The 23,794-nt window shown below is 52.3% G+C and carries 24 protein-coding genes; 7 read left to right on the top strand and 17 right to left on the bottom strand.

The window, feature by feature from the left end; translation table 11 throughout:
• Positions 1-463: 463 nt before the first annotated feature.
• Positions 464-1,750, bottom strand: coding sequence for an SEC-C domain-containing protein (locus ETC02_RS13725; protein ID WP_050367912.1), 1,287 nt, complete (start codon positions 1,748-1,750; stop codon positions 464-466).
• A 208-nt stretch (positions 1,751-1,958) separates the two neighbouring features.
• Here ETC02_RS13725 and ETC02_RS13720 point away from each other — a divergent pair, with 208 nt between their 5' ends.
• Genes ETC02_RS13720 through ETC02_RS13710 form a run of 3 tightly spaced genes read left to right on the top strand, consistent with a single transcriptional unit; the run spans position 1,959 to position 6,525 of the window.
• Positions 1,959-3,566 (top strand): SWIM zinc finger family protein, encoded by a 1,608-nt coding sequence (locus tag ETC02_RS13720; RefSeq protein WP_050367913.1) that lies wholly within the window; start codon positions 1,959-1,961, stop codon positions 3,564-3,566.
• Complete coding sequence (locus ETC02_RS13715; protein WP_063211579.1) at positions 3,563-6,343, top strand: DEAD/DEAH box helicase; 2,781 nt, start codon at positions 3,563-3,565, stop codon at positions 6,341-6,343. The genes ETC02_RS13720 and ETC02_RS13715 overlap by 4 nt, the downstream gene beginning before the upstream one ends.
• A 2-nt stretch (positions 6,344-6,345) precedes the next feature.
• The gene (locus ETC02_RS13710) at positions 6,346-6,525 is read left to right on the top strand and encodes a hypothetical protein (protein ID WP_033013721.1); all 180 of its coding nucleotides are present in this window, start codon (positions 6,346-6,348) and stop codon (positions 6,523-6,525) included.
• 184 nt (positions 6,526-6,709) lie between these two features.
• Here ETC02_RS13710 and ETC02_RS13705 read toward each other — a convergent pair whose 3' ends face one another.
• The 12 genes from ETC02_RS13705 to ETC02_RS13655 form a co-directional block, all read right to left on the bottom strand.
• Complete coding sequence (locus tag ETC02_RS13705; RefSeq protein ID WP_033013720.1) at positions 6,710-7,024, bottom strand: Uma2 family endonuclease; 315 nt, start codon at positions 7,022-7,024, stop codon at positions 6,710-6,712.
• 81 nt (positions 7,025-7,105) lie between these two features.
• Positions 7,106-8,077: an MTP-1 family protein gene (locus ETC02_RS13700; protein ID WP_050367914.1), complete on the bottom strand. Its 972-nt coding sequence runs from the start codon at positions 8,075-8,077 to the stop codon at positions 7,106-7,108.
• A gap of 277 nt (positions 8,078-8,354) precedes the next feature.
• Positions 8,355-8,843, bottom strand: a complete 489-nt coding sequence (locus tag ETC02_RS13695) for a macro domain-containing protein (RefSeq protein ID WP_020755180.1) — start codon at positions 8,841-8,843, stop codon at positions 8,355-8,357.
• The gene (locus ETC02_RS18415) at positions 8,840-9,001 is read right to left on the bottom strand and encodes a DUF488 family protein (RefSeq protein WP_371810210.1); all 162 of its coding nucleotides are present in this window, start codon (positions 8,999-9,001) and stop codon (positions 8,840-8,842) included. Before ETC02_RS18415 ends, ETC02_RS13695 begins: the two co-directional genes overlap by 4 nt.
• On the bottom strand, positions 8,998-9,153 hold the full coding sequence (locus tag ETC02_RS18410; RefSeq protein ID WP_371810212.1) for a hypothetical protein: 156 nt from the start codon (positions 9,151-9,153) through the stop codon (positions 8,998-9,000). The genes ETC02_RS18415 and ETC02_RS18410 overlap by 4 nt, the downstream gene beginning before the upstream one ends.
• 52 nt (positions 9,154-9,205) lie before the next feature.
• Positions 9,206-9,637: a hypothetical protein gene (locus ETC02_RS13685; RefSeq protein ID WP_033026530.1), complete on the bottom strand. Its 432-nt coding sequence runs from the start codon at positions 9,635-9,637 to the stop codon at positions 9,206-9,208.
• A gap of 2 nt (positions 9,638-9,639) precedes the next feature.
• Positions 9,640-10,953, bottom strand: a complete 1,314-nt coding sequence (locus ETC02_RS13680) for an AAA family ATPase (RefSeq protein WP_063211581.1) — start codon at positions 10,951-10,953, stop codon at positions 9,640-9,642.
• Between the two features lie 539 nt (positions 10,954-11,492).
• Positions 11,493-12,368, bottom strand: coding sequence for a UTP--glucose-1-phosphate uridylyltransferase GalU (gene galU, locus ETC02_RS13675; protein ID WP_063211583.1), 876 nt, complete (start codon positions 12,366-12,368; stop codon positions 11,493-11,495).
• A gap of 17 nt (positions 12,369-12,385) precedes the next feature.
• Complete coding sequence (locus tag ETC02_RS13670; RefSeq protein ID WP_371810211.1) at positions 12,386-13,081, bottom strand: potassium transporter TrkG; 696 nt, start codon at positions 13,079-13,081, stop codon at positions 12,386-12,388.
• A 265-nt stretch (positions 13,082-13,346) separates the two neighbouring features.
• Positions 13,347-14,405: a BtaManbiosPhlase gene (locus tag ETC02_RS13665; protein WP_171698351.1), complete on the bottom strand. Its 1,059-nt coding sequence runs from the start codon at positions 14,403-14,405 to the stop codon at positions 13,347-13,349.
• Between the two features lie 129 nt (positions 14,406-14,534).
• Positions 14,535-15,416: an Rpn family recombination-promoting nuclease/putative transposase gene (locus tag ETC02_RS13660; RefSeq protein ID WP_063211587.1), complete on the bottom strand. Its 882-nt coding sequence runs from the start codon at positions 15,414-15,416 to the stop codon at positions 14,535-14,537.
• Between the two features lie 200 nt (positions 15,417-15,616).
• Positions 15,617-16,549: a DMT family transporter gene (locus ETC02_RS13655; RefSeq protein WP_063211589.1), complete on the bottom strand. Its 933-nt coding sequence runs from the start codon at positions 16,547-16,549 to the stop codon at positions 15,617-15,619.
• Between the two features lie 295 nt (positions 16,550-16,844).
• Between ETC02_RS13655 and ETC02_RS13650 the strand changes: the two genes are divergently transcribed.
• Entirely contained in the window at positions 16,845-17,315 is a 471-nt protein-coding gene (locus tag ETC02_RS13650) for a hypothetical protein (RefSeq protein ID WP_063211591.1), read from the top strand.
• Between the two features lie 42 nt (positions 17,316-17,357).
• On the opposite strand, the gene ETC02_RS13645 is transcribed toward ETC02_RS13650, so the two are convergent.
• Entirely contained in the window at positions 17,358-17,561 is a 204-nt protein-coding gene (locus ETC02_RS13645) for a hypothetical protein (protein WP_063211592.1), read from the bottom strand.
• Between the two features lie 238 nt (positions 17,562-17,799).
• On the opposite strand from ETC02_RS13645, the gene ETC02_RS13640 reads away from it, so the two are divergent.
• Entirely contained in the window at positions 17,800-18,297 is a 498-nt protein-coding gene (locus ETC02_RS13640) for a L,D-transpeptidase family protein (RefSeq protein WP_063211594.1), read from the top strand.
• Positions 18,298-18,468: 171 nt separating this feature from the next.
• Positions 18,469-19,473, top strand: coding sequence for an RpnC/YadD family protein (locus ETC02_RS13635; RefSeq protein WP_050367921.1), 1,005 nt, complete (start codon positions 18,469-18,471; stop codon positions 19,471-19,473).
• Positions 19,474-19,551: 78 nt separating this feature from the next.
• Here ETC02_RS13635 and ETC02_RS13630 read toward each other — a convergent pair whose 3' ends face one another.
• The 3 genes from ETC02_RS13630 to ETC02_RS13620 form a co-directional block, all read right to left on the bottom strand.
• The gene (locus tag ETC02_RS13630; protein ID WP_050367922.1) at positions 19,552-20,445 is read right to left on the bottom strand and encodes an ADP-ribosylglycohydrolase family protein; all 894 of its coding nucleotides are present in this window, start codon (positions 20,443-20,445) and stop codon (positions 19,552-19,554) included.
• Between the two features lie 576 nt (positions 20,446-21,021).
• The gene (locus tag ETC02_RS13625) at positions 21,022-21,351 is read right to left on the bottom strand and encodes a hypothetical protein (protein WP_033005712.1); all 330 of its coding nucleotides are present in this window, start codon (positions 21,349-21,351) and stop codon (positions 21,022-21,024) included.
• A 341-nt stretch (positions 21,352-21,692) separates the two neighbouring features.
• A complete protein-coding gene (locus tag ETC02_RS13620) occupies positions 21,693-22,031 on the bottom strand; it encodes a hypothetical protein (protein ID WP_050367923.1) in 339 nt (112 codons plus the stop codon).
• An 841-nt stretch (positions 22,032-22,872) separates the two neighbouring features.
• Between ETC02_RS13620 and ETC02_RS13615 the strand changes: the two genes are divergently transcribed.
• Entirely contained in the window at positions 22,873-23,325 is a 453-nt protein-coding gene (locus tag ETC02_RS13615) for an N-acetyltransferase (RefSeq protein ID WP_020755202.1), read from the top strand.
• The last annotated feature ends 469 nt before the right edge of the window (positions 23,326-23,794 follow it).

Here is a 23,794-nt window from a genome sequence, read left to right as displayed (position 1 = left end):
TTCGTTCCAAACTTCTGCGGAGATACGATTGCATTCAAATAGTTTTTGGATAACTTCTTTCTTTGCCCGAAAACGGGTTTTCAGCGTTCGATACATGGTTTCACCTCCTATGTTTATTGTATTCTATGCCATCCAAAGAAGAAAGAGAAAAACAGAAAAACCGAACGCCATTCATCCCCCACCTGTAGAGGTGGGGGACTTCTGGCTGATTTATGTTAAAAACGGTCGGAATCGCGCACAAAGCCATTTTTCCCAATCCATTATGGATTCGGTCAAAACCGATCGTTCCCCGCCGCTTTTTTTGGAGTTTCACGAATGGAACGCATTCCATTCCCTGTTTCTACTTATAGAGGGCTTGGGTTGAGCCCAATGATGTTTGAATGAGAGAGCCCTTGTGGAACCGGCTTTCCTTTCTGACGAAATGCCGCTGACTTGCGCGCAGCGCCCGTTTTTCTGCCAGCTTCTAGATGAATCCCCGATCGGTGAAGATCTCCCACGCTACATCGCGGAGTTCTTTACGCAATTCTTTTTCATTCACTTCCTCAAGCAGGCCCTCATTCCTCCACGAACGGATGGCGCGGTCAATATGACGGTTGACTCGCTTCTCGTCCCATCCTTCACGCATCAACATCAGATCGATGTCATCGATCCATTCATTGATGCGCGCATCAAGCTCATCCCCTTCCTCTTCGAACCAGTCTTCCTCCCAGTCATCGAGCCATTGCTCGTCGTCTTCATCATCAACAGCCATCAGGAAAAAATCCAACGCCGCCGATCGCACATCTTCTGGCATCACGTCATACCGATCGGCGATGTCTTCCACCTCCGATCCTTCCGCCTTCATCAAATGCCCAGCCACATAGCGGAGCGCCGCCGCGTAGACGGGAACCGAATAAGGGAGGCGGGATGTTTTTCCGCAATAGATCGCCCATATGGCGAACGCTTGATTGAGCAGCGCCGCTGGCGCCTCCGGCTCGTTTTCATCGAGCTCGCGAATGACGGCCGCTTGTTTCGGATCATCCCATTTGAACTGTTTGGCGAACTGCCAAAGCCACTCCAAGAGCACATCGGAAAGCACAGCGACGAACCGATCGCGCATCCATAAAGCCGATGGCTGACCGCTCCACTCCCCTTCTTGTTGAATCGCCCGAAGCAATCGATCTTTCCCTGACGCCGGGAGCGGAAACACCGCTGTGAAACACGTGAACACGTCTTGGTACGGCACAAGGAAGCCGAACACCACATCTCCTGTTTCGATCACGCTCGGCCATTGATGGGAAGCCAATAAATGAACGATCTTTTCCCCTCCCGTCAACAAATCCCGGACAACGGGGCGATTGTCGTCCTCATAGCCGATGAACTCGCCAAGCGACGGAACGGCTCCTTCCCACCTCTCGATGTGCGCCTGAACGGACGGGCGCCACCGCTCCCAATGACGGCTTTTCCGGTAAGCAGAAAAGATCGTTTGTCCTGTTTCATCAACCGGCCAACAAAACAACATCCAGTTCACCGCCATGATCTGCACGCCAAGCTCGAGTTCCTCCGGCATCTCATCAAGCGGGAACTGGTCTAAAAGCTCTTCCGCCTCCCTCTCATACCGCTGCAAAACAAACTGACGCATATCATTCATGCATTCGATCAACTCGCGGTCAATCAATGACGAAATCGAAACCGCCTCTTTTTTTCCACAACAATGCTTGTACTTTTTGCCGCTGCCGCACGGACAAAGGGCATTCCGCGACACCGTCATATCGTCACCCACTTTCCTTCGATTCGGCCTTGCCGTTATGTTCATTGTATCATAACAGAGAGAAAATTAGGAATAAATCCCACGCCAAACAAACATAGCAACAGTACAATCCGCCATGCTATAATAATGTAGATATAAAGAATGAACGGAAAACGGGGGCTTTCTTCGGGAACCCATGATGCACAATGGACGGAAAGGACGGACTGATATGTTGCAGACCGCAATCTCCAAACCTCTGTTGCAAAAAGCCGCTGCCGACTTGCAGCGGGAATGGCCGTTTTCTCTCTTCCAACATGTCATCCAAAAAGGGCGGGAATTGTCACGGCAAGGGTTGGTGTATAACGTCACGGTCATAGACAGCGATTTTATCGAAGGAAAAGTCATCGACACCGCCATTCATGACGTGACGCTTGATTTGTCGGACATCTCCCTCCACAGCTGCACATGCGGGGCGGAAGATCTTTGCCCGCACGTACTGGCGCTGTTCTTTTACGTGTACGGAAATGTATTTGACAACGGCGAGTTGTTGCGGCAATGGAAACAAGGAAAGAAAAAACCGAACCGGAAAGCGGCATCGGTCCAAACACCGTCTGAACCAAACACAGCGGAATCGGTCGCCCAATGGCGGAAGCAGTTCGCCGACCTATTGGACGAGTGGAGCGCCCGCCACCGCCGCCACAATGATTGGCCGTACCGCTTGTCCCATCAACTGTTTCCGCGACTCGTCAAAAACAGCCCGAAACACAGCGCTGTCCGTTTGTTGCATCGCTTTCATGCGGCCTTGTTTTTGCTTGACCATTTGTTCGAATACGGACGCGAACGCGGTTGGGACCGTGGGCTGTTGTTCGGATCATACGAGCAGTTTTCGTGGCAACAAGACGTCGATTATATCGCCGACGAATGGTTCGAAACGTTGGAACGGTTTCCGTCCGAACTGCTGCCCCCGTCTGTTGAAACGCACATCGAACAGACGATCCCGTATGTACGGGAGTTGTTGCTGCGGTGGGGAAAGGCGTCCCCTTCACTCGTCTACAGCCTATACACAACCGCTTGGGAGCTGCTGTTCACGAAAGAAGCGCAGCGCCGGCAAGAGAAAGAAACGCTGATCCGCCTGGCAACGGAAAAACAGTCAACCACTCTGTTGCTAGCTGCCGCCCATCTCGCCTTTTTACTCGGCGAAGATGACGAAGCGCTCGCCATCTACCGCCAACATCCCAAGGAAGCGGCTCCGTTTTTTATCGATTGGATGGAGCGGTTCGCATCCTCGCATTCGCCGGAACGTTTCGCATCATTTTGGGCGAAAGGAAAGCAAGAGCTTGCCTTCTACATATCCGCTCTTCCAGAGATGGAGCGGTCGCCGTTTGTCAACGAAATCGGTCGGCTGTACGAATCATACGCTCGCCAACACAACAAATGGGACGACTATGAGAAGCTGTTGGCCGCATGCTTCCCATACAGCGCGAACCGCTACGTTCATTGGCTGCTCGATCAAAGGCGCTACCATGATGTAGTCGACTTATACTTATGGGTGGACGCCACCGCCCATGACATTGATCCAACATTTCTCGCCATGCTGCAAAAACAAAACCCGGCGCTCGTCTTGCCATTGTATCACCGAGCGGTCATGCGTTTTGTCGAGGCGAAAAACCGCGCAAGCTATCGCGTCGCCGTGCAATATTTAAAAAAATTGCGTGCGTGCTACCGATCGTTGAAACGAATGAACGACTGGCAGATGTATCTTGAACAGCTGTTAGCCAAAACAGCGCGCATGCGCGCGTTTCATGAAGAAGTGGAGAAAGGAAAATTGCTTCTATGATGGAACAAGCGTTGCAGACGATCACCCTTTCATGTGAATGGAGCGAAGAAGGACGATGCTTCTGGCTCAGCGGCCCGGACCGTGTTTCGAGCTGGGCGCCGCTTGTGTTCGCCTGGCATGAAGAAACCTTTTACGGCACCTTGCTTGATGTCGCGACCGTCCACGGACGCGACGCGGTGCGGCTGTCCCCGTGGCAGGCGCTCACGTTTTTCGCCTGGCGCCCGTCCAACCGTTTTCTTTCCATCAAATGGGGAGATGAGTTCACCGCCCAGCTTGAAACATGGGCGAAGCAAATCATCGACGATGTGCGCACACGCTGCTTCCGTCCCGATTTCTCGGCGTGGAAACAAGGGCAGCCGTCTGAATGGGCCGAAGCTGAGCGGACGCGTTGGCGCGGGCTCAAAGACGATCCGCACCCGCTTGTTGCGGCATGGCGGTCGCTGGCAATCGCCGACTGGCTGTCGCGCGACCCAGAGCTGCGCGGCATTTGGGGCGACATCGTTCGCGCTTATCCATTAATCGCCTCCCCCAGCGGCCAATGGATCGGAACGGAAGACGATTGGCTGGAACAAATCGGCTGGCTCGGCGACCGGCCGCCGTTTACGGTCGGGCTTCGCCTTGTCGAGCCGCCTGAGGACGGCGACGCATGGACGCTGGAAACGGTGTTCATCGCCATCGACGACAGCGTCATCGCCTCTGCCCGTGATATTCCGCGCGCCTGGCGCCCATATGAATCATCGATCCAGCGCGCCATTCGCCGCATTTGCGCGATCGTGCCGTGGCTTGACGCCGGGGAGGGTCTGCGGACGGAACTGTCTAATGAAGAAGCGTGGCGTTTTTTGTCCGAAGACAGCTTAAAGCTTACCGAAGCGGGCGTACGCCTCTTGCTTCCCGACTGGTGGCACGACATCCGCCAGGCGCAGCTGTCGATCAAAGCGAAACTGTCGCCTTCCGTCAACGCCGAATCACTGTTCGGCCTTGAGCGGCTTGCTGATTTCGATTGGCGCGTCGCGACCAACGGGATTGAGCTGACGGAAGAGGAGTTTGCCGCTTTGGCGGAACAAAAGCGGCGCCTCATTCGCCTGCGCGGCCAATGGCTCATCCTTGACCCCGCCCTTGTCCGCCGCGCCCAGGCGCTCATGGAAAAGGCGAAAAAAGAAGGCGTGCCGATCCACGATATCGTGGCGCAAACACTGCTTTCGGAAGCAGAGGAGCGCGAAGAGGCAACGGACGAATCGATCCCGATCCACATTGACGTCCATGATCAGTTCCGCGCGTTCATCCGCCAGCTCCAGCAGCTGGATGGATTGCCGAAAGCGAATGTGCCGCCGTCGTTTCGCGGCACGCTCCGCCCGTACCAGCAGCGCGGCGTCGACTGGCTCGTCTTTTTGCGCCGATTCGGCTTTGGCGCCTGCTTGGCCGATGACATGGGGCTAGGCAAAACGGTGCAGCTGCTTGCTTATTTGGCGCACGTCAAAGAAACCGAGCGCCCAGACACGCCGGCGTTGCTCATTTGTCCGACCAGCGTGATCGGCAACTGGCAAAAGGAATGCGCCCGCTTCACCCCAGACTTGCGCGTCTACGTGCACCATGGACCGAACCGGGCGAAACACGATGCGTTCGTGCAAACGGCAGGCGAGGCCGATCTCGTCATTACGTCTTACAACCTTGCTCATTTGGACCAAGACGATTTAAAACAGATTCATTGGCATGCGATTTGCCTTGATGAAGCGCAAAACATTAAAAACGCGCAAACAAAACAAGCGCGCGCCATCCGCCGCTTGAGCGGAAAACATAAAATCGCCTTATCCGGCACGCCGGTTGAAAACCGTCTCGGCGAACTTTGGAGCATCTTCCACTTCCTCAACCCTGGCTATCTCGGCAGCCGTGCGGAGTTTGAGCGGCGCTTTGCCGGGCCGATTGAAAAAGAAGGAGATGCCCGCAAAAAAGCGGCGCTGCAGGCGCTTATCCGCCCATTTCTCTTGCGGCGGACGAAAACGGATGAAGCGGTTGCGCTCAACTTGCCGGATAAGCTTGAACAAAAAGAGTATTGCCCGCTCACGGCCGAGCAAGCAGCGCTGTACGAGCAGCTCGTCAACGATACGCTTGAGCGCGCCAAAAATGCCAGTCCGTTTGCGCGGCGCGGCTTGATTTTGCAAATGCTAAACGGTGTGAAGCAAATTTGCGACCATCCGGCGCTGTATTTGAAAGAACGCCGCCCCCGCCAGCTCGTTGAACGGTCGCACAAGCTCGAAAAGCTCATCGAACTGATCGAGCAAATTCGCGCCAACGACGAATCGTGCCTCATCTTCACGCAATACGTGCGAATGGGCGAGATGATCCAACAGCTGCTTTCCGACCTGTTTGATGAGCGGGTGTTGTTTTTGCACGGAGGCGTCCCGAAACAAACGCGCGATCGAATGGTCGAGGAGTTTCAAGCACGAAAAGCGCCGATTTTCCTTTTGTCGCTCAAAGCAGGCGGCACCGGGCTCAACTTAACAGCGGCCAACCACGTCATCCATTTCGACCGTTGGTGGAACCCGGCGGTGGAAAACCAGGCGACCGACCGCGCCTACCGCATCGGACAGACGAAATTCGTCCACGTCCATAAATTGATCACCGTCGGGACAATCGAAGAAAAAATCGACGAGATGCTCGAACAAAAACAAGCGCTCGCCGACATCATCACCGAAGGCGAGGCATGGATCACCGAACTGTCCGATGACGAACTGCGCGACTTGCTCGCCTTATCGGCTGCAGCGAAAGGAGGCGCTTGAGCATGGCGGAAGAAAAACGAAAGCGCAAGAAAAAAACGGCGGAAAACCCGTGGGAAAAGCTGCTGAAGCGGATGGAAGAAAAGCTGAACGAGCACGAAAAACGGCAAACGCAACGGGAAAGGGACACCACGCGGCTGATGAGCGCCGCCCCGACTCCATTGGACAAACAAAAAGCTCCATGAGCACGTTTTTGTCCTTCCCCGGCATGAAAATGATGAGTTTAGGCACGCGCATTTTCATGAAAAAATTCCGTGGGCGACGTTTTGCCCTCCCGCCCGGGCATGAACATGCCCCGTCAAGACGCGTGCCTTTTCATGAAAACAGCGTGGGATTCGTCCCACGCTGTCCGCTTTTAACGTCCTCTTGTCAACGAAACCATTCCGTCATGTCGATTTCAAGCCCGGGAACATGAACGGAGCGAACCGTTCCCGTTTTCACTTGAACATCCGCCTGCTCATATAGCCGTTCCTCATTGAGCCGGTATCCCGTCACAGCTGGCTTCATCGGATTGACAATCCCGCATTCGTGAACGCCGCACGCCATGTACAAATTGAACGTTGCGACAAGATCATGCGCCTGGTTCCACGGACTTAAAATCTCGACAATCAGCGGCGGAACCTCAATGTACTTCGTTCCATCCAACTCTTTCTCACCGCAAATGACCGTCAAATCGGGAACCATCGCCCATTACCGGCCAAAACGAAAAAAGGCCGGCCGCCCCCCTCTCATCAAAAGAAGGTGGGACGGCGCCGGTCCTTTTCCCTAAACGGAAGCATACATCCGATCAAGCTCTTGCGCTTCGTATTTCGCAAACGGGTCGATGAGCGAAATTTTTTGCGCCTCGGCGTCGCCGACGCCGGCGTACAGCTCAGCCGTGCCGTCGCCTTTGCGGATGAGTCCGCCGCTAAAGACAACGTTCGCCAAATCCGGCCGTTTCGCCGGACCATCCAAAAAGTGGGAGCGAAGCGCAAGCAATTCCAGCTCTGAACGCTCCATCGTCTCCGGGTTCAACACGAACACCATCGGGTAGTAATGGCGGTTGCCGTGCTCGTCAAAGCAAGCGATATGGCCAAGCGCCCCCACAAGCCCGTTCGCCAACAAATGCGCCTCATTCACGCCGCCCCATTCTTCATCCGTAAATTGGGCGTCCAAAATCGGCGCGGCGTCAATCACGTCCGGCGTCAACTCATCGAGCGAGAAAATGCGGGTGAACCCGATTTTCCCGCGTCCGCCTTTTTCCCCTTGCGGCCGGGTGAACACGCCGATCGAGCCATCTTTCAGCTCGACAAGGCGGATGTCTTTCATTCCGTCCGGCCCTTCGGCGAACTTTTTCAAACTGCAGATATTGCGGCCGCGGTAAAAGACCGTCCGCCAGCTCAGCTCGCCGTCAAACACCGGATGCGGAAACGTCTCCACGCCGCCGAACACCAACTGACCGTGAATGCGCGCCACAAACGGATCCTGCAAGGCGAACACCGGCGCCCCGTCACGAGGAACCCAGACGCCGTCGCGCTCGACGAAAAAGTACACTTCCGATTGCTCGCTGTCGCGCGCCTCGACGCGCCCAGCGATCACCCATTCTCCTTCATCCACAAACGGTGCGGAAATATTATAAACGTCCCGGTCCCCGACACCCGCAAAGCGAAGCTTTTCCGGCTCAAACGGCTGTGGGGCCGAACGAAATTCGTCTACTAACACTTGACATGTCTTTAATGTTGGCAATGAGAATAACATGATTCATCCCTCCGGATGGTGCCCAAAACGCCCACATTGGCATTTTTGGCTGTTTTTCCTGATCGCGGTTCGAACAGGAAACCGTCACTTCCTTTTCACACCGGCTTCGTCATTCGGACATCAACGATGATGCCACCTCCTGTCGGCCGGATGAGAAAGTCAATGAAACTCATTCATTCGTGTGTTCTTATTATAATATGATATGAGAAAGAAGGAAACACGTTATTCATTGCCAAAAAAGCAGGGCCAAGACGAAGTCAAGGCCCCTTTTCTCCCTTTATTGGCGCTGTTGGACAAAACGGATGAATGCTTGATCAATATCCACCACCACAAACTCCACATCCTCGACCGGACCCAACACCTCGACAAACAACTGCGCCACGTTTTCTTTGTCAAGCCTTCCGACGCCTGTCCCTAGCGCTGGCAACGCCACCTTCTTGATTCCGTTCTCCCGACAGTGCGCGACGAGCCGCTCGAGACACGCCCGAACGATGTCATACGACGTCGCCCCTGCAGGCTGCTTCATCGTCACTAAGTGAAGGACCCCGCGAAACGGCAGCGAGCCTGCTCCTGTCACGTACAAATCGCCGGGCTTAGGGTCTTGCGCTTGACAGACGCGGATCGCTTCCTCCTCGATCACACGTCCCCCCGCCCGACGGATCGCCGCTGCCACGCCGCCGCCCATCGGCCCGATGCCGTTGGCGGCATTGCAAATGTACTCGACTCCTTCCACTTTGGTCAGATCGCCGACCATGGCGCGAATCATCCGAACCCCTCCTTAGCGATGTTGCGCAAAAACTCCCTAAGAACAACGGCATGGTGATGCTGCTCGTCTTTGGCGGCATAAAGCAACATCGCCGTTCCGGAAAGCGAAAGCAGCTCCGTAACGAGCACTTGCTTCGTCGTATCAGTCCTCCTGTTCATACGTTCTCGTAAACTCGGCAAACCGCTCCGGCCGATGGCCAAACCATTGCTGGAAGGCAGTCTCTTTCACCAGCGGTCACGGCACGCTTCGACCTTTGACACCGCGGCCAAAGGCGGTCGGCGAGAATGCGGATGCCGTCATCCCGTTCCACTGGAATATCAATTTGCTTTGTTTGGAACACAGGTCCGTTTCCCTACTTTCCTTTACACCTCTACCTCGTCCCAGTTCACTTTCACCGCTAACGAACCGCCCGTTCTCCTCAACATTTTTTCCAGCTTGATCCTATCGGTCGATTTTACATTAGGTGTTCTCACTCGCGTCATGATAATTCGTCCTTCAAACCGGTATCCAGACAACTTCTTGCCTAATTGTTCAACTGTCCGCATGATTTGCCGCACCGCTTCCACGAGATCAGACCCTTTTAATTCGATGAAAAATGCCTGCTCCCCTTCGATCACCAAAAATAAAAAGTCGCATTTTACCCCCTCTTGAATCAAACAACCGTCTACACGGTATAAAGCCACCCTCTTTTCCCCTTTGTTGACAAAACGAATCTCTCTCCCTTTTTCCTTAACAACCGCTAATTTTCGACGGTCGCAATAGTGTAAACAACTTTCCCAACCTACAACCGCCATGTTTATTCCCCCTCTTCCTCCGCCTCCATAAGCTCATCCAGAACACGGTTGATGGCAGACGATGCTTCATCGATCGCTTCGGCCTGGATTAACCGTAATTCATCATCGATAATGCTTCGGTAGCGGAATCTCCCTCCCTCGCTCTCTAGCATGTAGGCCTTTAACCGCTCCGGAGAAAGGCGCAGCTTTCGGTCCACAATCGGCTCGGCGCGTCGATCTAGCTTTTCTCCAATCTTAGCCGCGTACAAATAAATATTGAAAGCGGATAAAATATATGGGCTATGAGTCGTAATCACTAGCGTATTATCCGTCGCATTTAGCAATAATGCAAACAAGGCGACCATTTCTTTTTGCGCGCTCGGGTACAAGTGAGCCTCAGGCTCCTCAATCACCATAAACACTCGTCGCCGTTCCAAAATAACCGTGAATATAAGCAACAAAATCCACACTACTTCTTGTTGCCCTGAGGATGAAAATTTTAGCTTTGTATACTCTCTTTCATTAAAAAAGATTTTTTCTCCCTGGTCAGAGAACATGTACTTTCCTTTCATCACCCGCTCAATAATATCAATGGCAAACCGAATCGCCTCAAAGTCAATTTTCTCTGTCGAAAATTTTTTCCGATCCTCGACAATTTCCTCAAACGATTGCGAAAACGCCTTCTTTAGCAAGTTAATTCGTTCGATAAACTGTTCTGTCAAGACATCGAGTTGCCGTGGGTTAATATCTTGCAGCTGATCGGACAACGTCGCGACTAAACTTCTGCCTGCCGGAATGAAGATCGATGTTTTCGAATCGCCAAATACTTCATCAATAGACGTTTTAATTGTTTCTACAACACTTTGTTGCCGCGCTTTCCAAGATGAGACATTCCAAAAATCAGTCAACAGCCGCTCTTGATATTGCGTCTCTTTTTTCAACTGAATAACGTGCTTGAACGTCTCTAAAATCCCCTTTTTCAAGGAATCGCTAAAGTGGATTTGCACATAACCATCTTTTAAGTCAAGACTCACAAATTTTCCGTCACTATATTCATAACGAATGTGGAACGGTCTCATATGTTTTGTCGTTCCAAAGTAGCCGACAAATTTTCTCCTAAGATATTTATTGAACTCAAAAAACGGGCTGTGCTCATCCGTTTGTCGGGACGAAAGCAAATAATTTACCCATTCATCCGGAATAGAGCGGAAGAAAAAAATCAGTTTGCTAATCGTACTTTTTCCGCTCGCTTGAGGACCAATCAAAATCGTTACATCGGTAATCTCCTCATCAAACAGCCCCACTGGCCCAAAATGCTCAATGCGAATGCGAGCCATACCTACCCTCCTCTTGCGGCCATTTTCAGTCTATATGATCACCCCGCGTGTTAATGATCTTGAGAAAAAATACACCCAGAACTTGAAATCGTCGTTTTCCAAACATTGTTTTTCCCACTAAACAAATTGATGCTCTTTAGCTCGTCCAATTGAATGCACCAAATGTTTTCGAAATGTTCAACCTCAAACGCTTGAATCATACCGAGTTCACCTGCCCTCCCCTTTTATATGGAAACGAATCCAACAAAGAACATTTGTTCTAATTTCATTGTAACCGTCCCATTTTCACGGAACAACACGAACATTTCGACAAAAATTTCACAGAACGAACACATGCCGGGCAATCGTTTTTTCCGTGCTGCTCCGACTTGTAAGGCCGCCATGCGTCAGAGCACACGGTTCACCGTACAAGCAGATGTTGCGGTCCAGCCTAGATGATCACCAACATCCCGCCACCAAACGGTTCGCCATTCATGCAGATCGCGCGCCTATTTTTGGCAAGCCGCGTTTGGCATGCACCCCCATTTCGCCGCTTGTCCTCACCGCTTCTCCTTCGCCACAATCTGCTCCAAAAACGAAAGCAAGTCATCGCGCAGCTCCTCGTTTTGCAAGGCAAACTCAATCGTCGTTTCGATAAAGCCAAGCTTCTCCCCGACATCGTACCGTTTTCCTTCAAACTCGTAGGCAAAGACACGCTGAATTTCATTCAGCCGCCCGATCGCATCGGTGAGCTGAATCTCCCCACCTGCGCCGACCTCCTGCTTCTCCAAAAACAAGAAAATTTCCGGCGTCAACACGTACCGCCCGACGATCGCGAGGTTCGACGGCGCTGTGCCCGGAGCGGGTTTTTCGACAAAGCGGCGCACTTGGTAGCGCCGTCCCTTCTGCTCGAGCGGGTCGATGATCCCGTAACGGTGCGTCTCTTCCTCCGGCACGCGCTTGACGCCGATCACCGAGCTGAACGTTTGTTCATACTGCTCAATGAGCTGTTTTAAACAAGGTTTTTCCGCTTGGACGATATCATCGCCCAACAACACCGCAAACGGCTCGTCTCCGATGAAATTGCGCGCGCACCAAACGGCATGCCCCAGCCCTTTCGGCTCTTTTTGGCGAATGTAGTGGATGTCCACTTTTGATGGCTCTTTTACTTTCTCAAGCAAGTCCAATTTTCCTTTTTGCTTCAGCAGCTGCTCGAGCTCAAACGCGTAGTCAAAATGGTCTTCAATCGCCCGCTTCCCTTTCCCGGTGACGATGATGATGTCCTCAATGCCTGATGCCATCGCCTCTTCAACAATATATTGAATCGTCGGCTTATCGACAATCGGAAGCATCTCCTTCGGCATGGCCTTTGTCGCCGGCAAAAACCGCGTCCCAAGGCCCGCTGCCGGAATGATCGCTTTGCGCACTTTTTTCATGATTCCGTCCCCCTCTTCTAGCCGATAATGACTCGTTCTTTCGGGTAATGGTAGCTATCTTTCACCGCTCGGCCGCGGACGAGCCATAAAAACGAAATGATGCCGACCCGGCCGATGAACATGACGATCACCAACACCAGCTTGCCAAACGGGCTGAGCTCAGAGGTAATGCCGAGCGACAGCCCGGTCGTCCCAAACGCTGAACATACTTCAAACAAAAGCATAACGACAGGAAGCGACGATTCCGAGACGGAAAGCGCAAGAACCGCCGCAAAACAAAGGAACAGCGCACCGACCGCTTCAATGGCCAGAATCAAGAAAAAGATGTCCCGCGTGAGCTTCACGAGCCCTGAGAGCGCAAGACGGTTTTGATCGGTCATGATCAGCTGCCGCTCACGAAACCCGATTTTTTTGCCAACTAACAGCCAAATGAACGTACTAAGCATCATTAACCCTACGCCGCCCACCTGCATCATCACAATCAACAAAACAATCCCAAACGTATTAAACGTCTCCGGAATCGACACAACCGTCAACCCGGTCACACTAATGGCGCTCGCCGCCGTAAACAGCGCATCAATCCAGTGAAGCTCCACTCCCGGCTGATGCACAATCGGCAGCCATAACAGCACCGTCGACACCGCGACGGCCGCCAAATAAAACAGAATGATCAATTGAATCGTTGACAGCTTCAACCATAATGAACGTTTGATTGCCACGTGGCCATTCACCCACCATTGCCTCGGCCAGCGCAGGAACGGCTTCCTCACACTGATCCTGCTCAGTATTTATACGTACGATCAATCAATGTTGTTTTCCATTATATCAAATCTTCTTAGCCGAAAAGAAATTTGTTTCGATTCTTTTTAAACAGAAAGAGAGAGCAATACACCATTGTCACGATCAGCCCCACAAAAAAAGAAACGCCTAATCTGTTTAGGCGTTTCTGTCCATGCTCCAATGTGTGGGTTTTCTTTTTCATCCCTTACCAAGCGAAGCCAAAATCTCGCTAAGCTTCAGCTCGACGCACGCCATCGACGTATCCGCGGCGCCATAATACATTTTTACGATATCGCCATCGACAATCGCCCCGCATGAAAACACGACACGGCCGAAAAAGCCGTTCACCTCATAATCCGCTTCCGGCTCGACAAGCGGCTGCTCCGAGCGGGCGATAACTTTGGATGGGTCGTTCAAATCGAGCAGCACCGCCCCCATGCAATAGCGGTGGTCATCCGACGCCCCGTGGTACAACTCAAGCCAGCCGTGCTCCGTTTTGATCGGCACCGCTCCGCCGCCGATGCGGGCGCTGTCCCACTTCCCTTCGCGTAGGCCGAACAAAAAGCGATGATTCCCCCAATGAAGCAGATTCTCTGACTCGGCAATCCACACCTCAGGGCGGCCGTTGCTTCTTGGCACCGGGCGGTGAAGGGCGTAATACTTCCCATTGATCTTCTCCGGAAAAATGAGCACATCTTTGTTTTCCGGCGCGAAAATCATGCCGTGATGCGTCACCGTCTGGAAGTCGTTCGTCGACACCATCGCCTCGCCGACTCCTTTTGGCGACACGGCGCTGAAATAAATGTAATACGTGCCGTCAATGTACGTAATGCGCGGGTCTTCAATGCCAAACGTCTCGAGCTCATTCGACGGATAGACAAACGGACGGTCATCGATCACAAACCGCCGCCCGTCCCGACTGCGGGCGAGGCGCAAATACGAAAGCGACGTCAAGTAAGCGAATCGCTCCGTCCCCGCCTCTTTAATCACCCGCGGATCGGAAAAATCGTAGCGCGGATCGTCTTGGCGAAATTCGTAAACCTCGACCTTCCCCGTCTCTGGATTCCATACCGGCGCTTTCACGATATTCGGGTCATCCGACACGGGGCGCTCCGCCACCCGAAGCAGCAGCAACACCTCCCCTTGGAACATCGCCACCCCGGCGTTAAACGCCCCGATCACTTCAAACCCGTCGTGATACGGCGGCACATCGTTCGGCGTAATGAGCGGGTTTTCTTCATAGCGGTAAAGGTGCATCGTCACCCCTGCCTTTCGTATTTCGAAAATGGGTCAACAATTTCGAAACTGATCAAACGGGAATCCACAGCAACAAAACCAACGCGCTAGGGCGGGGCTGGCCTTTCGCCCCGCCTGTTTGATTTCCATTCACTTGAAGCCGCTTTGTTTCATTTCCTCAATCTCCGCCACAGACAATCCGGTCAGTTCGTGAATCGTTTGCACCTCAAACCCTTTCCGCAACATTCGTCGCGCGATGTGCCGTTTTTCTTGTTCTGCTCCCTCTTTGCGTCCTTCCTCCCGACCTCGAATTTTTCCCTTTTGCTCATATGAGATGATCAATTCCAGCACGCGTTCTTTTTCTTTCGTCTCCATTTGTTCCACCTCGCTTCGAAGCTGTTGTTCTTCTTCATCGGACAGCTTCACATACGTTTCAAAAAAGCCCATCAACAGACGCTGTCTTGCCTCGTCTAGCTCGAGACGCACCAACATGCGCAAAAATTGCTTTTTCAGTTCCACTCGTTCACTTTCAGTATACCCCATTTTGCTAAGCAGCGCAGCCGCCACCGGGTTGTCGGTGCGGATGAATTGGCGCCAGTTTTGCTTGCGCAACTCCACATGGAAAAAGCGAAAGTCAAGCACATCGCCAAACGGAAAGGAGAGCGTGAACGAAGAGGGTTCATCTCGGATGGCATCATAGCTGAAGACGGCAATCGGAATGATCGGAGTGCGGTATTTTTCAAACAAGCGGCTGAAGTAAAGAAACATTCTTTCTGGAAATGACGATTGAACGTACGCTTGGTTTTCTACGTGAACAATGATCAATCCGTCTTTTCCTTTGAACTTCGTCTCGACGAGCAGGTCAACGCGGTACTTCTCCCCAGCCGTTACGTCCGTAAACAGCTCTTCGGACAAAAACGACAAATGGTTGAAATCAATATGCTCGTGCATATCCGGAAAGAAGAGAAGCACAAATTCCTCAAAAAACGTCTGCAACAACTCCTTGAACAACCGGTCGTGATCGATCGCCATACATTCACCTCACACGAATACGTTTCGTATTCTCTTTTTCGACATCATCAAGCAAAATCCTGCCGATGGCACAAAAATGGCCGTCCCTTTTCAAGAAGAGACAGCCAAGACGCCAACCGCAATGTGAATCCCTTATTCCTGGAACTATAAATGTTCCGCCACTTGCACGCAAGGCCGAAAAGCAGGGGATGCCAAGGCGGCTACATCCCCGCCTTCCTTCCCCCAGCCGCCACTTTCGCCCGGCGGAAACGGGCGACCACATCATCCATCCCCCCGCTGCCGAACAACACGCCCACGACGATGAAAAGAAAACCAGCCAGCTGCATCGGCGAAATCGGCTCGCCCAGCAGCCAATGCGCCCCAAGAAGCGAAAAAAATGGATTGAGATTGATGAACACCGCCGACTCCGCGGGCCCGAGGTGCTGCACGGCCTGATTGTAAAACATATGGCCAAGCGCCGTCGCGACGACCGCCGAAGCAAGGAAAATGAGCCAAAGCGGCAACGTACCCTCTTTCAAACTCGATAGGCCGCTCGGCTCGAGCACGAGGCTTAAGACAAACAGCCAAAGCGACCCGAAGACGAGCATCCACCCTGTCATCACCCGCGCCTCGACCGTCGCCTTTTTGATCATAATGAAGCTGATCCCTTGCGCCAAGACGGCCAAAAAGATGTACACATCCCCAATGGACAAATGGCCAAGGCCCCCGTCGCCGCTCGCCACAACAAACACGACGCCAAAAAACCCGAGCGCGATGCCAAGCAGCCGAAACAACGTCGGCCGCTGGCCTAAAAACACGATCGCCAACAGCGCCGTCACAAGCGGCACAAGCCCTAGCACAAGACCCGCATTCACCGCTGTCGTCCTCGCAATTCCCAACGCTAAAAAGAAGTGATGGGCCACGACGCTGAACAAGGCGGCCACGCCAATCTGTTTCGCCTCCTTCCAACTGACTCGTTCCAGCTTGCCGATCCCCCATAAAAACAAAAGCACGACCAACCCGGCCGTTAGAATGCGCAGCGCTGTCAACGCGACGGGCGAAAAATGCTCCACAAGAATTTTCAACGCCGTCACGTTCAAGCCCCAAGCAACCATAATGGCGACCAACAGCGCATAAATAAATGATTTCCGCATCGCTCTCTACCTCTCCTGCATCTCTGTTTTCAGCGGAACGGCAAAGGAAAAACGGAGCCCTAAACGCTCCGCCTTTTCACCCGCCTCCAAATAGGACAAACCACCGTTTCTCACGCTAGTGCATCATTTCCAACAACTTCTGCCATCCATTTTACTACACTCTGATGAACTTTTTGACTAAAAAATGCGGCCGTAATGTCTATCCTGTGACACATGCCACGGCGCTTCCGCCCTTTCCCTGCCCATATCCGCCGCCCATCGTGCATATGGTATAACAGAGAGGAGAGAAGACCCCATGTTCCCACGCTACCGCCAAAAAACGATCCGAGCCAAGACTGGGGTGGCGGTTCTCACCGCCGCCGTGTTGGTGGCGATTTTGACCCTGTTTCTTTCGAACGAACGGAACGAGGCAAAGGAAATCGTTGACACGTTTTACCGCTACGAGCAGGCAGGGGATTTTGGCAGCTCTTGGGAGCTGTTTCACCCGCTCATGAAAAAGAAATTCCCAAAAGACGTCTACATCCAGCGCCGTGCCCACGTCTTTATGCAAGACTTCGGCGTCGAGACGTTTGACTACCGCATCGATGAGGTGGAAAACCTGTCGTCATGGTCGATGTCTGATGAGAACAAACCGCTTCACGACGTGTATCGCGTCCGCGTCATTCAGACATTCCATAGCGTCTTTGGCGTGTTCGAGATCCACCAAGACGTCTTCGTCGCCACAGAAAAAGGGGAAAAGAGCATTTTGTTCCCTTACCGCCCGTAACCCCAACATCGACGCGGCCCCGATATCGACCGGGCGCCGCTTTCACCGCTCCTTCCATTCCTCGATGATCTCAAGCGTCCGATTCATGCCGACATTGTATATCAACAGCTTAAGCAAGTTTTCCCGCTCCTCTTTCGTAAAAGAGAGATCACCGTCCATGATCTCAAGCGGGACAGGGGAAAGCTCGGCATACAGCTCATCATCAACCTCCTGTCCTTCCTCTGGTTTTAGGACAAACGTTCTCATTCGCGCCATCCTCCTTTTCCCCTACACGTTTTGACAAGAAACACCGTTAGGCAGCGCTCCCTGTCAAGTATAGACTAACGCACAGCGCGTTCATGCGCCTGGCAGCCGCACCGTATTCCCATGCCATGCACATGAGACTCTCTTCCTATGCAGCAACCTCATCCGAATCTTCTCATACACTAATGTATCATCAATCGGAGCTGGTTTCTCCATCCAGCGAAAAAAGGAGCGAACTGCCATGTACGCACATATCGTCAAACGTGGGGAAACGATCGCTTCCATCGCCCGCGACTACCGCACATCTGTTGAGGCGCTCCTTCGCGCCAATGGGTTGACCGCCGCGTCCGTCATCTTCCCTGGCCAAGGGATCGTCATCCCCCACCTTCCGCCGAAAGGATCGATTCCGTACACGATCCACATTTCGATCAGCCGCCGCCAGCTGACGTTAAAACACCAAGGGCGGACGATCCGCACGTATCCCGTCGGCGTCGGGAAAATGGTCACCGCCACCCCCGTCGGCGACTTTGTCATCGTCAACCGCCAGCCGAACCCAGGCGGGCCGTTCGGCGCGATGTGGTTAAGCTTATCCAAACTCCATTACGGCATCCACGGCACAAACGACCCGTCTTCGATCGGCCAATACGTATCGAGAGGCTGCATCCGCATGCACAACAAAGACGTGCTCGAGCTCGCCTCCATCGTTCCGAACGGAACGGAAGTGTTTATTCGGCCGTGAGGGCAAAACAGCGCCATTCATTCATCTGTTCCGGGTCGCAACCTGTTTTCTGTTTCAAGGAGATGCCATGCGCTCCCACCGAACGAACACCGTGTTCCCGCTCACGATGGCAGCTGACAATCGGTCGGGCAAGTAGTATAATTGAGATAAAAAGCGAATGGAGTGGAGACGATGCCGGGCGGGATCTCGCATCACGCCAAAGACATTTTGTTCAAATCACTCAGCGCATTGTACCAAAACCAAGCCCTCGATGTGTACGGACTTCACGGACTCCCGCGGATCAAAGCAGTGCTGCCAACCGAATTTCCGTCTGTACGGGCGGACGAACGGCGCGCCGACACCGTGTTTCTTCTCGAAGACGATTCCATTTTGCTTCTGGAGTACGAAAGCAACGAACGGTTTCTCGACAATCATTTGAAGTATCTCGATTATGCCTGCCGCATCCTTCACACATACTATCAACAGGACAAACGAATCCGCCCGATTCGCATCGTTGTGATCTACACAAGCGATGTCACGAGCGCCCGCGAACAGCTTGACGCCGGCGACGTGCTTCTTTCATCCAAAGCAGTGCTGCTTGGCGAATTCAACGGCGATGCCATTTTCCATGCCATTGAAGAAAAAGTCCACAACGGCGAACCGCTCACTCCGGAAGAAACGATGAAACTCATCCTCGTTCCGCTCATGCACACCCGCTTCGACCGGCAAACGATGATCGAAAAAACGATCGAACTGGCGAAAACGATCGACGACGAACCGAAACAGCTGCACATCATCGCCGGCGTCCTGACCGCCACAGACAAATTCATCGACCGGTCATACGCCGAAAAAGTAAAGGAGTGGATCAAAATGAACAAAGTGTTTCGCCTGTTAGTCGAAGAACTTGAACAAGAAAGAGAAGAAATGTTGAAGAAAGTGATGCAGGAAAAAGAACAAGCAGTGCAAAGAGCGATACAAGAAAAAGAACAAGCAGTGCAAAGAGCGATACAAGAAAAAGAACAAGCAGTGCAAAGAGTCATGCAAGAAAAGGAGCAGGCGATCAAGCAAACGGAAAAACGGAAGGCCATCGAAATCGCCAAAAATTTGCTTGATGTTCTTCCCATTCACGAGATCGCCAAACGAACCGGCCTGACCGTCGCCGAAGTCGCCGACCTTGCAAAGGAAATGGACAAATAGGCAGCACAAAAGAGCCGCAACCGCGCGGCTCTTTTCATGCCCTCTCCCCAACGATAACAAGTGCCTTTTTCCGTCCCCCTACCCCTGCACAGCTTCCGATCCAAACGAACTTCGCACATCGGCCAGTTGCACCGCCAGTTTTTCCAGTTCATCAGCGCAACCGATCGTTTCCACAAACCGCTTCGGCAGCTGGCTGTATCCGACTTCAAGCCCTTTCAGCCCTCCCGCAATGGCTGCGATCGTATCGCTGTCCCCACCCATATTCGCGGCCGAAATGACGACATCTTCAAACGATTCACAACGAAGCAGCCAATGCAACACCCACCCCATCGTATGGACGACATACCCGTCAGGAGGATAGGCAGGCGTCACCATAAGCAGCGGCTCATAGCGGGTGTGCTCCACTTCTTTCCGAATCGCCTTGGCGAGCGGCTCCCCTTGAAGCACCCGAAAGGCGATGCGGTTGTAAATCAGGCACGCCTCCGTCGCCCGTTCGTCCGCATGCGTCATGCGGGAATGCAAAGCCGTTATTTCTTCCATCTTCTCTTGGTCCGCATACGCCAATGCGATCGGCAAACAGCGCATCAGCGATCCATTGCCTGCACATCTTCCCCCTAACTCCTCGCAAGCCTGCACCGCGGCCGCAAACCAGTCGCCCTGATACCGCCTCAACACCGTGCGGATGATGATGCCGACATCGGGCGGGTCGGTCTCGTACCACCGCAAAAACTCCTCGCCAATGTCATGAATCGGGCATGTCGGATCGCGAATGATCCCCCGCGCTACCGCGATCGTCATCGCCGTATCGTCCGTTACTTCCCCGGGCTTCAAGTCAAGGAAACCGCCGCCAATGATGTCCGTCACCTTTCCATACTTACGGCGGACGTCATCAGCGCTCATAAACTCCGTCGTCGCCCCAAGCGCATCCCCGATCGCCACCCCAAACAGTCCGCCTTTGATTCGATCCAACACCCTGCAGACTCCCCCCTTCCCTATGTGTGAACGGCCTCAATCGTCAAAACTATCGATTGCGATCCATCGCGGTTACGCACCGCACTCCCCAAAGGTCTTCAGGCCGACGTGAAGTTGTTCTCCAGATTCCCGTCCGGACTCGTCCGCTCATAGCCGCCGCCCTGTTCCCCGGTCAAGTTCACGTCTATGTTCCCGTTGTGCCACACCATGTGCCACATCTCCGACCATCCGCCACTCTCCTTTCCCACCCCCATCTTCCGCTAATATTTATTTTTCATTTCTACACTTTTCCTATTAATCCTTCCCCTTCCATAAATATTTTTAAGAATAGCGACTCAGGATAAACGATTCAGTCTAAATCCCAATCCTTGCTCGTTCACAGACATGTTGTCCATAAATAGGATTATAGAACCAAGTCTTTTTTCCTAAGTTATGTATTCTACATCCTCTCAGAACAATCACTCCCCTTCGCCACCATCGAGCAAGATGACAACGGTTATGTAGACGCGCCCCCTCCTTTCTAACCATTCGCTCCACCAAGCTTTTCAAAAAGAAGCGCCAAGTGAGATGACATCTTCATTCCCCGTCGCCACGGTCTTGCGACAGTGGCCGTTCCCGTTTATCACACTGCCGCTTCATCTTTTTCAACTTCTTTTTAATCTCTATGAGCGAACGATGGATTTCCGCCGAAAGAAGCCCGTCTTTCCTCGCCAATAGTCCTTCGTCGATCATGTTCAAATGATCCCACGCTCTTTGGACCGTCTCTTCGTCGTAATTTCCGGGGTTGATGATGATCTCCAACAACTTCTCTTTTGTGTAGCTAAGGCTTTTCACAATCTCTTTCAAACATTCCATCTCGACGTGTCTGCTGTCTAGCAGCCATGGCATCTGTTCCCCTTGTTCCATCGAGCCTTCCCCCCATCTTCCCGCGCGGTGTCGCTCTGAGGCATGTTCCTGGCAGCTGACTTCCCTCCTCGACAGGCCAGCGCTGCCTTCCATCTCCGCACCGTGTTGTGCCCTCTCCTCACCCCGGCCTAATTCCACTAGTCTGTATGCCCGTCAGCCAAATCCCACCGTCCCTAGCGCTTTCGTTCCTTATGCATCACCTTGGCGTCCGACTCTGTCCCCTGTTAACCAAAATCCCCCTCACGATGTACATCTTATTTCGCCACACCGCCGTTATGCCTAGGATCAACCATGCAAAAATATTCAGCCATAAACAAAGATGCCCGCTGTTGAAGTGCGGTTTACATTTTCTCCAGTTCGTCCAAAGAAAGATACCTGACGGGATTCTGTCCCTTGAATCTCCTCGCTATTTCACTTTCCTTCCGTCGCAACTTCTGCAGAACTTCTACGGGAGCCTCTACGCCCTCAAACCGCCTTTTTTTCTGCCCTTTTTCCTCGATAGTTTCCCATTTTTCAGGACGAAAAGCACAAACGATTTTTCCATGATTGATCCCTACTACATACTGGATATACGGGAATCTCCGTTCGTTTATCAGCCAGTTTCCACGTATCGCTTCATAGTAGTCTTTTCCCTCTGCCAATGTATGATGGATTTTTACCGGCACTATTTCTTCCTTCACGTCTTTCTCCTCCCTTTATCCGTTGATACACACCGCCGTGCGCTGAAGAAACATGTCCAGTCATAAGACGACCGCATCTGTCTCGGACCTTTGGCCTTGATTGATGGGTTCGGGTATGTACTCATTACCCGTTTCGTTACAGTCGTTTATCGTGGGCATCCCCTCTTGCCAGCGGCGTTTTTCAGGTAAACATTGACTTGCTTCTGCGTCCAGTTAACGGGATTGCCTCGCCCATGCAAAATCATTTCCAGCTGATATTGCTTCCCCCATCATCAACCTTATGCCCTTCCTTCCCGCTGAAGACTTTCTGTTCATTTCACCCCAAACGTCGGCCTTTTCCAGTGCACCGCAGCGCAATCGGCCATGAAAAGTGAAAAGAAATTCATGCCATTTATAACTAATTCTATATACCCTCAAAAAACCCTTTTTATTCCACGAATTCATCAAAACCTATGACAATGGAAACGGCATGGCGCTCGCCAAGCGTTGGGACGGATACGGGCATTCCATGAAGGAAAATGAGCGTTGGATGCTTGACGAAACAGCTGTTCGACACTTCAACCGGACAAACAGCAATGACACGTTCTAGAAGAAGGGCAAAAAAAGCGGACAACGCGATCAAAAGGGGAGGTGGAAGACAGCCAAAAAGAGGGGGGCAGCGAAAAAGAGAGTGGAAACTGCATACCCGCCTGAACCAAAAAGCGCAACCATTCACCTAGGGTTCGCTTGCAAAGAAATGCGGCACCGGGCAGCCTCAGCAAATTCGCGATTGAATATAAACACAAAATATCGTATATTTATAAAAAGAAAATCTATAATCATACGATAGTGAGGGAACCCGATGCAAATCGACCACGCAGTCACCAGCGATGTAAAGGAAATGCACGCATTAATTCAACACTATGCGGAAAAAGGCTTGGTTTTGCCCCGTTCGTTGTTATCCATCTACCAGCACTTGCAATGCATGTATGTGGCAAGGGAAGACAACCAAATCGTTGGAGTCGCTGGGTTGCATATCCTAGGGCACGATCTTGGGGAAGTCCGTTCGTTAGTCGTATCGCCTGACCATATGGGGAAAGGAATCGGCCGCATGCTCGTCGACCATATTGCGAACGAAGCGGCAAGACTCGGGGTGAAGCGGTTAATCTCCTTCACTTACCAAGTTGAGTTTTTTCGAAAATGCGGATTTGAAATCGCCGAAAAAGCAACGTTGCCTGAAAAAGTGTGGATTGACTGTGTCAATTGCCCCAAGCTGGACTGTTGCGATGAAACAGCCATGATCAAATACATTTGACCCTTCTCCCACCTGCGCAACCGCGAAAAGGTGGGAGATTTGCTTGAAAACAACCGCCCTGCGACAGAGCGGTTGACACCTGCTTCTTTGTCGAGAGGGTGCGAAATGTGAGGTCTTCGCCAATTCCCCCCGACTCGTGCGCCCCAGCGGCATTGAAATAGCGAAGGACGACATCGTTGAGCCCATAGCAGAGGCAAAATCGACCAAAACTAATGGATTTGTTCGTTAATCATATGAAAATTAATATTCACCGGTATCAACTTCTTTATACGCTCAATATCCCGCTTCTTGTAGTCCATAATCACAATGCCAGTGATGACCTCATCCTCTTCAGAAAACCGGGTGAACTACCCCCACTTAATTTTCTAGCGAAAATTTGAAGTGGAGGCTTCCAAAGAAGTTTGACTGCTTCAAGCAATCCTTATTCTTTGAGGCGTGTCCACTTCGCCGCTAGAGCATAAGACACTCA

This window comes from Geobacillus sp. DSP4a, from assembly GCF_013096875.1.
Lineage (GTDB): Bacteria > Bacillota > Bacilli > Bacillales > Anoxybacillaceae > Geobacillus > Geobacillus thermophilus.
This window is presented reverse-complemented; position numbering and strand designations above follow the sequence as displayed.

Coding starts and splice junctions, on each gene's coding strand:
- ETC02_RS13725 (WP_050367912.1), bottom strand. CDS start 1,750: ATGACGGTGTCGCGGAATGCCCTTTGTCCGTGCGGCAGCGGCAAAAAG.
- ETC02_RS13720 (WP_050367913.1), top strand. CDS start 1,959: ATGTTGCAGACCGCAATCTCCAAACCTCTGTTGCAAAAAGCCGCTGCC.
- ETC02_RS13715 (WP_063211579.1), top strand. CDS start 3,563: ATGATGGAACAAGCGTTGCAGACGATCACCCTTTCATGTGAATGGAGC.
- ETC02_RS13710 (WP_033013721.1), top strand. CDS start 6,346: ATGGCGGAAGAAAAACGAAAGCGCAAGAAAAAAACGGCGGAAAACCCG.
- ETC02_RS13705 (WP_033013720.1), bottom strand. CDS start 7,024: ATGGTTCCCGATTTGACGGTCATTTGCGGTGAGAAAGAGTTGGATGGA.
- ETC02_RS13700 (WP_050367914.1), bottom strand. CDS start 8,077: ATGTTATTCTCATTGCCAACATTAAAGACATGTCAAGTGTTAGTAGAC.
- ETC02_RS13695 (WP_020755180.1), bottom strand. CDS start 8,843: ATGATTCGCGCCATGGTCGGCGATCTGACCAAAGTGGAAGGAGTCGAG.
- ETC02_RS18415 (WP_371810210.1), bottom strand. CDS start 9,001: ATGAACAGGAGGACTGATACGACGAAGCAAGTGCTCGTTACGGAGCTG.
- ETC02_RS13685 (WP_033026530.1), bottom strand. CDS start 9,637: ATGGCGGTTGTAGGTTGGGAAAGTTGTTTACACTATTGCGACCGTCGA.
- ETC02_RS13680 (WP_063211581.1), bottom strand. CDS start 10,953: ATGGCTCGCATTCGCATTGAGCATTTTGGGCCAGTGGGGCTGTTTGAT.
- galU (WP_063211583.1), bottom strand. CDS start 12,368: ATGAAAAAAGTGCGCAAAGCGATCATTCCGGCAGCGGGCCTTGGGACG.
- ETC02_RS13665 (WP_171698351.1), bottom strand. CDS start 14,405: ATGCACCTTTACCGCTATGAAGAAAACCCGCTCATTACGCCGAACGAT.
- ETC02_RS13660 (WP_063211587.1), bottom strand. CDS start 15,416: ATGGCGATCGATCACGACCGGTTGTTCAAGGAGTTGTTGCAGACGTTT.
- ETC02_RS13655 (WP_063211589.1), bottom strand. CDS start 16,549: ATGCGGAAATCATTTATTTATGCGCTGTTGGTCGCCATTATGGTTGCT.
- ETC02_RS13650 (WP_063211591.1), top strand. CDS start 16,845: ATGTTCCCACGCTACCGCCAAAAAACGATCCGAGCCAAGACTGGGGTG.
- ETC02_RS13645 (WP_063211592.1), bottom strand. CDS start 17,561: ATGAGAACGTTTGTCCTAAAACCAGAGGAAGGACAGGAGGTTGATGAT.
- ETC02_RS13640 (WP_063211594.1), top strand. CDS start 17,800: ATGTACGCACATATCGTCAAACGTGGGGAAACGATCGCTTCCATCGCC.
- ETC02_RS13635 (WP_050367921.1), top strand. CDS start 18,469: ATGCCGGGCGGGATCTCGCATCACGCCAAAGACATTTTGTTCAAATCA.
- ETC02_RS13625 (WP_033005712.1), bottom strand. CDS start 21,351: ATGGAACAAGGGGAACAGATGCCATGGCTGCTAGACAGCAGACACGTC.
- ETC02_RS13615 (WP_020755202.1), top strand. CDS start 22,873: ATGCAAATCGACCACGCAGTCACCAGCGATGTAAAGGAAATGCACGCA.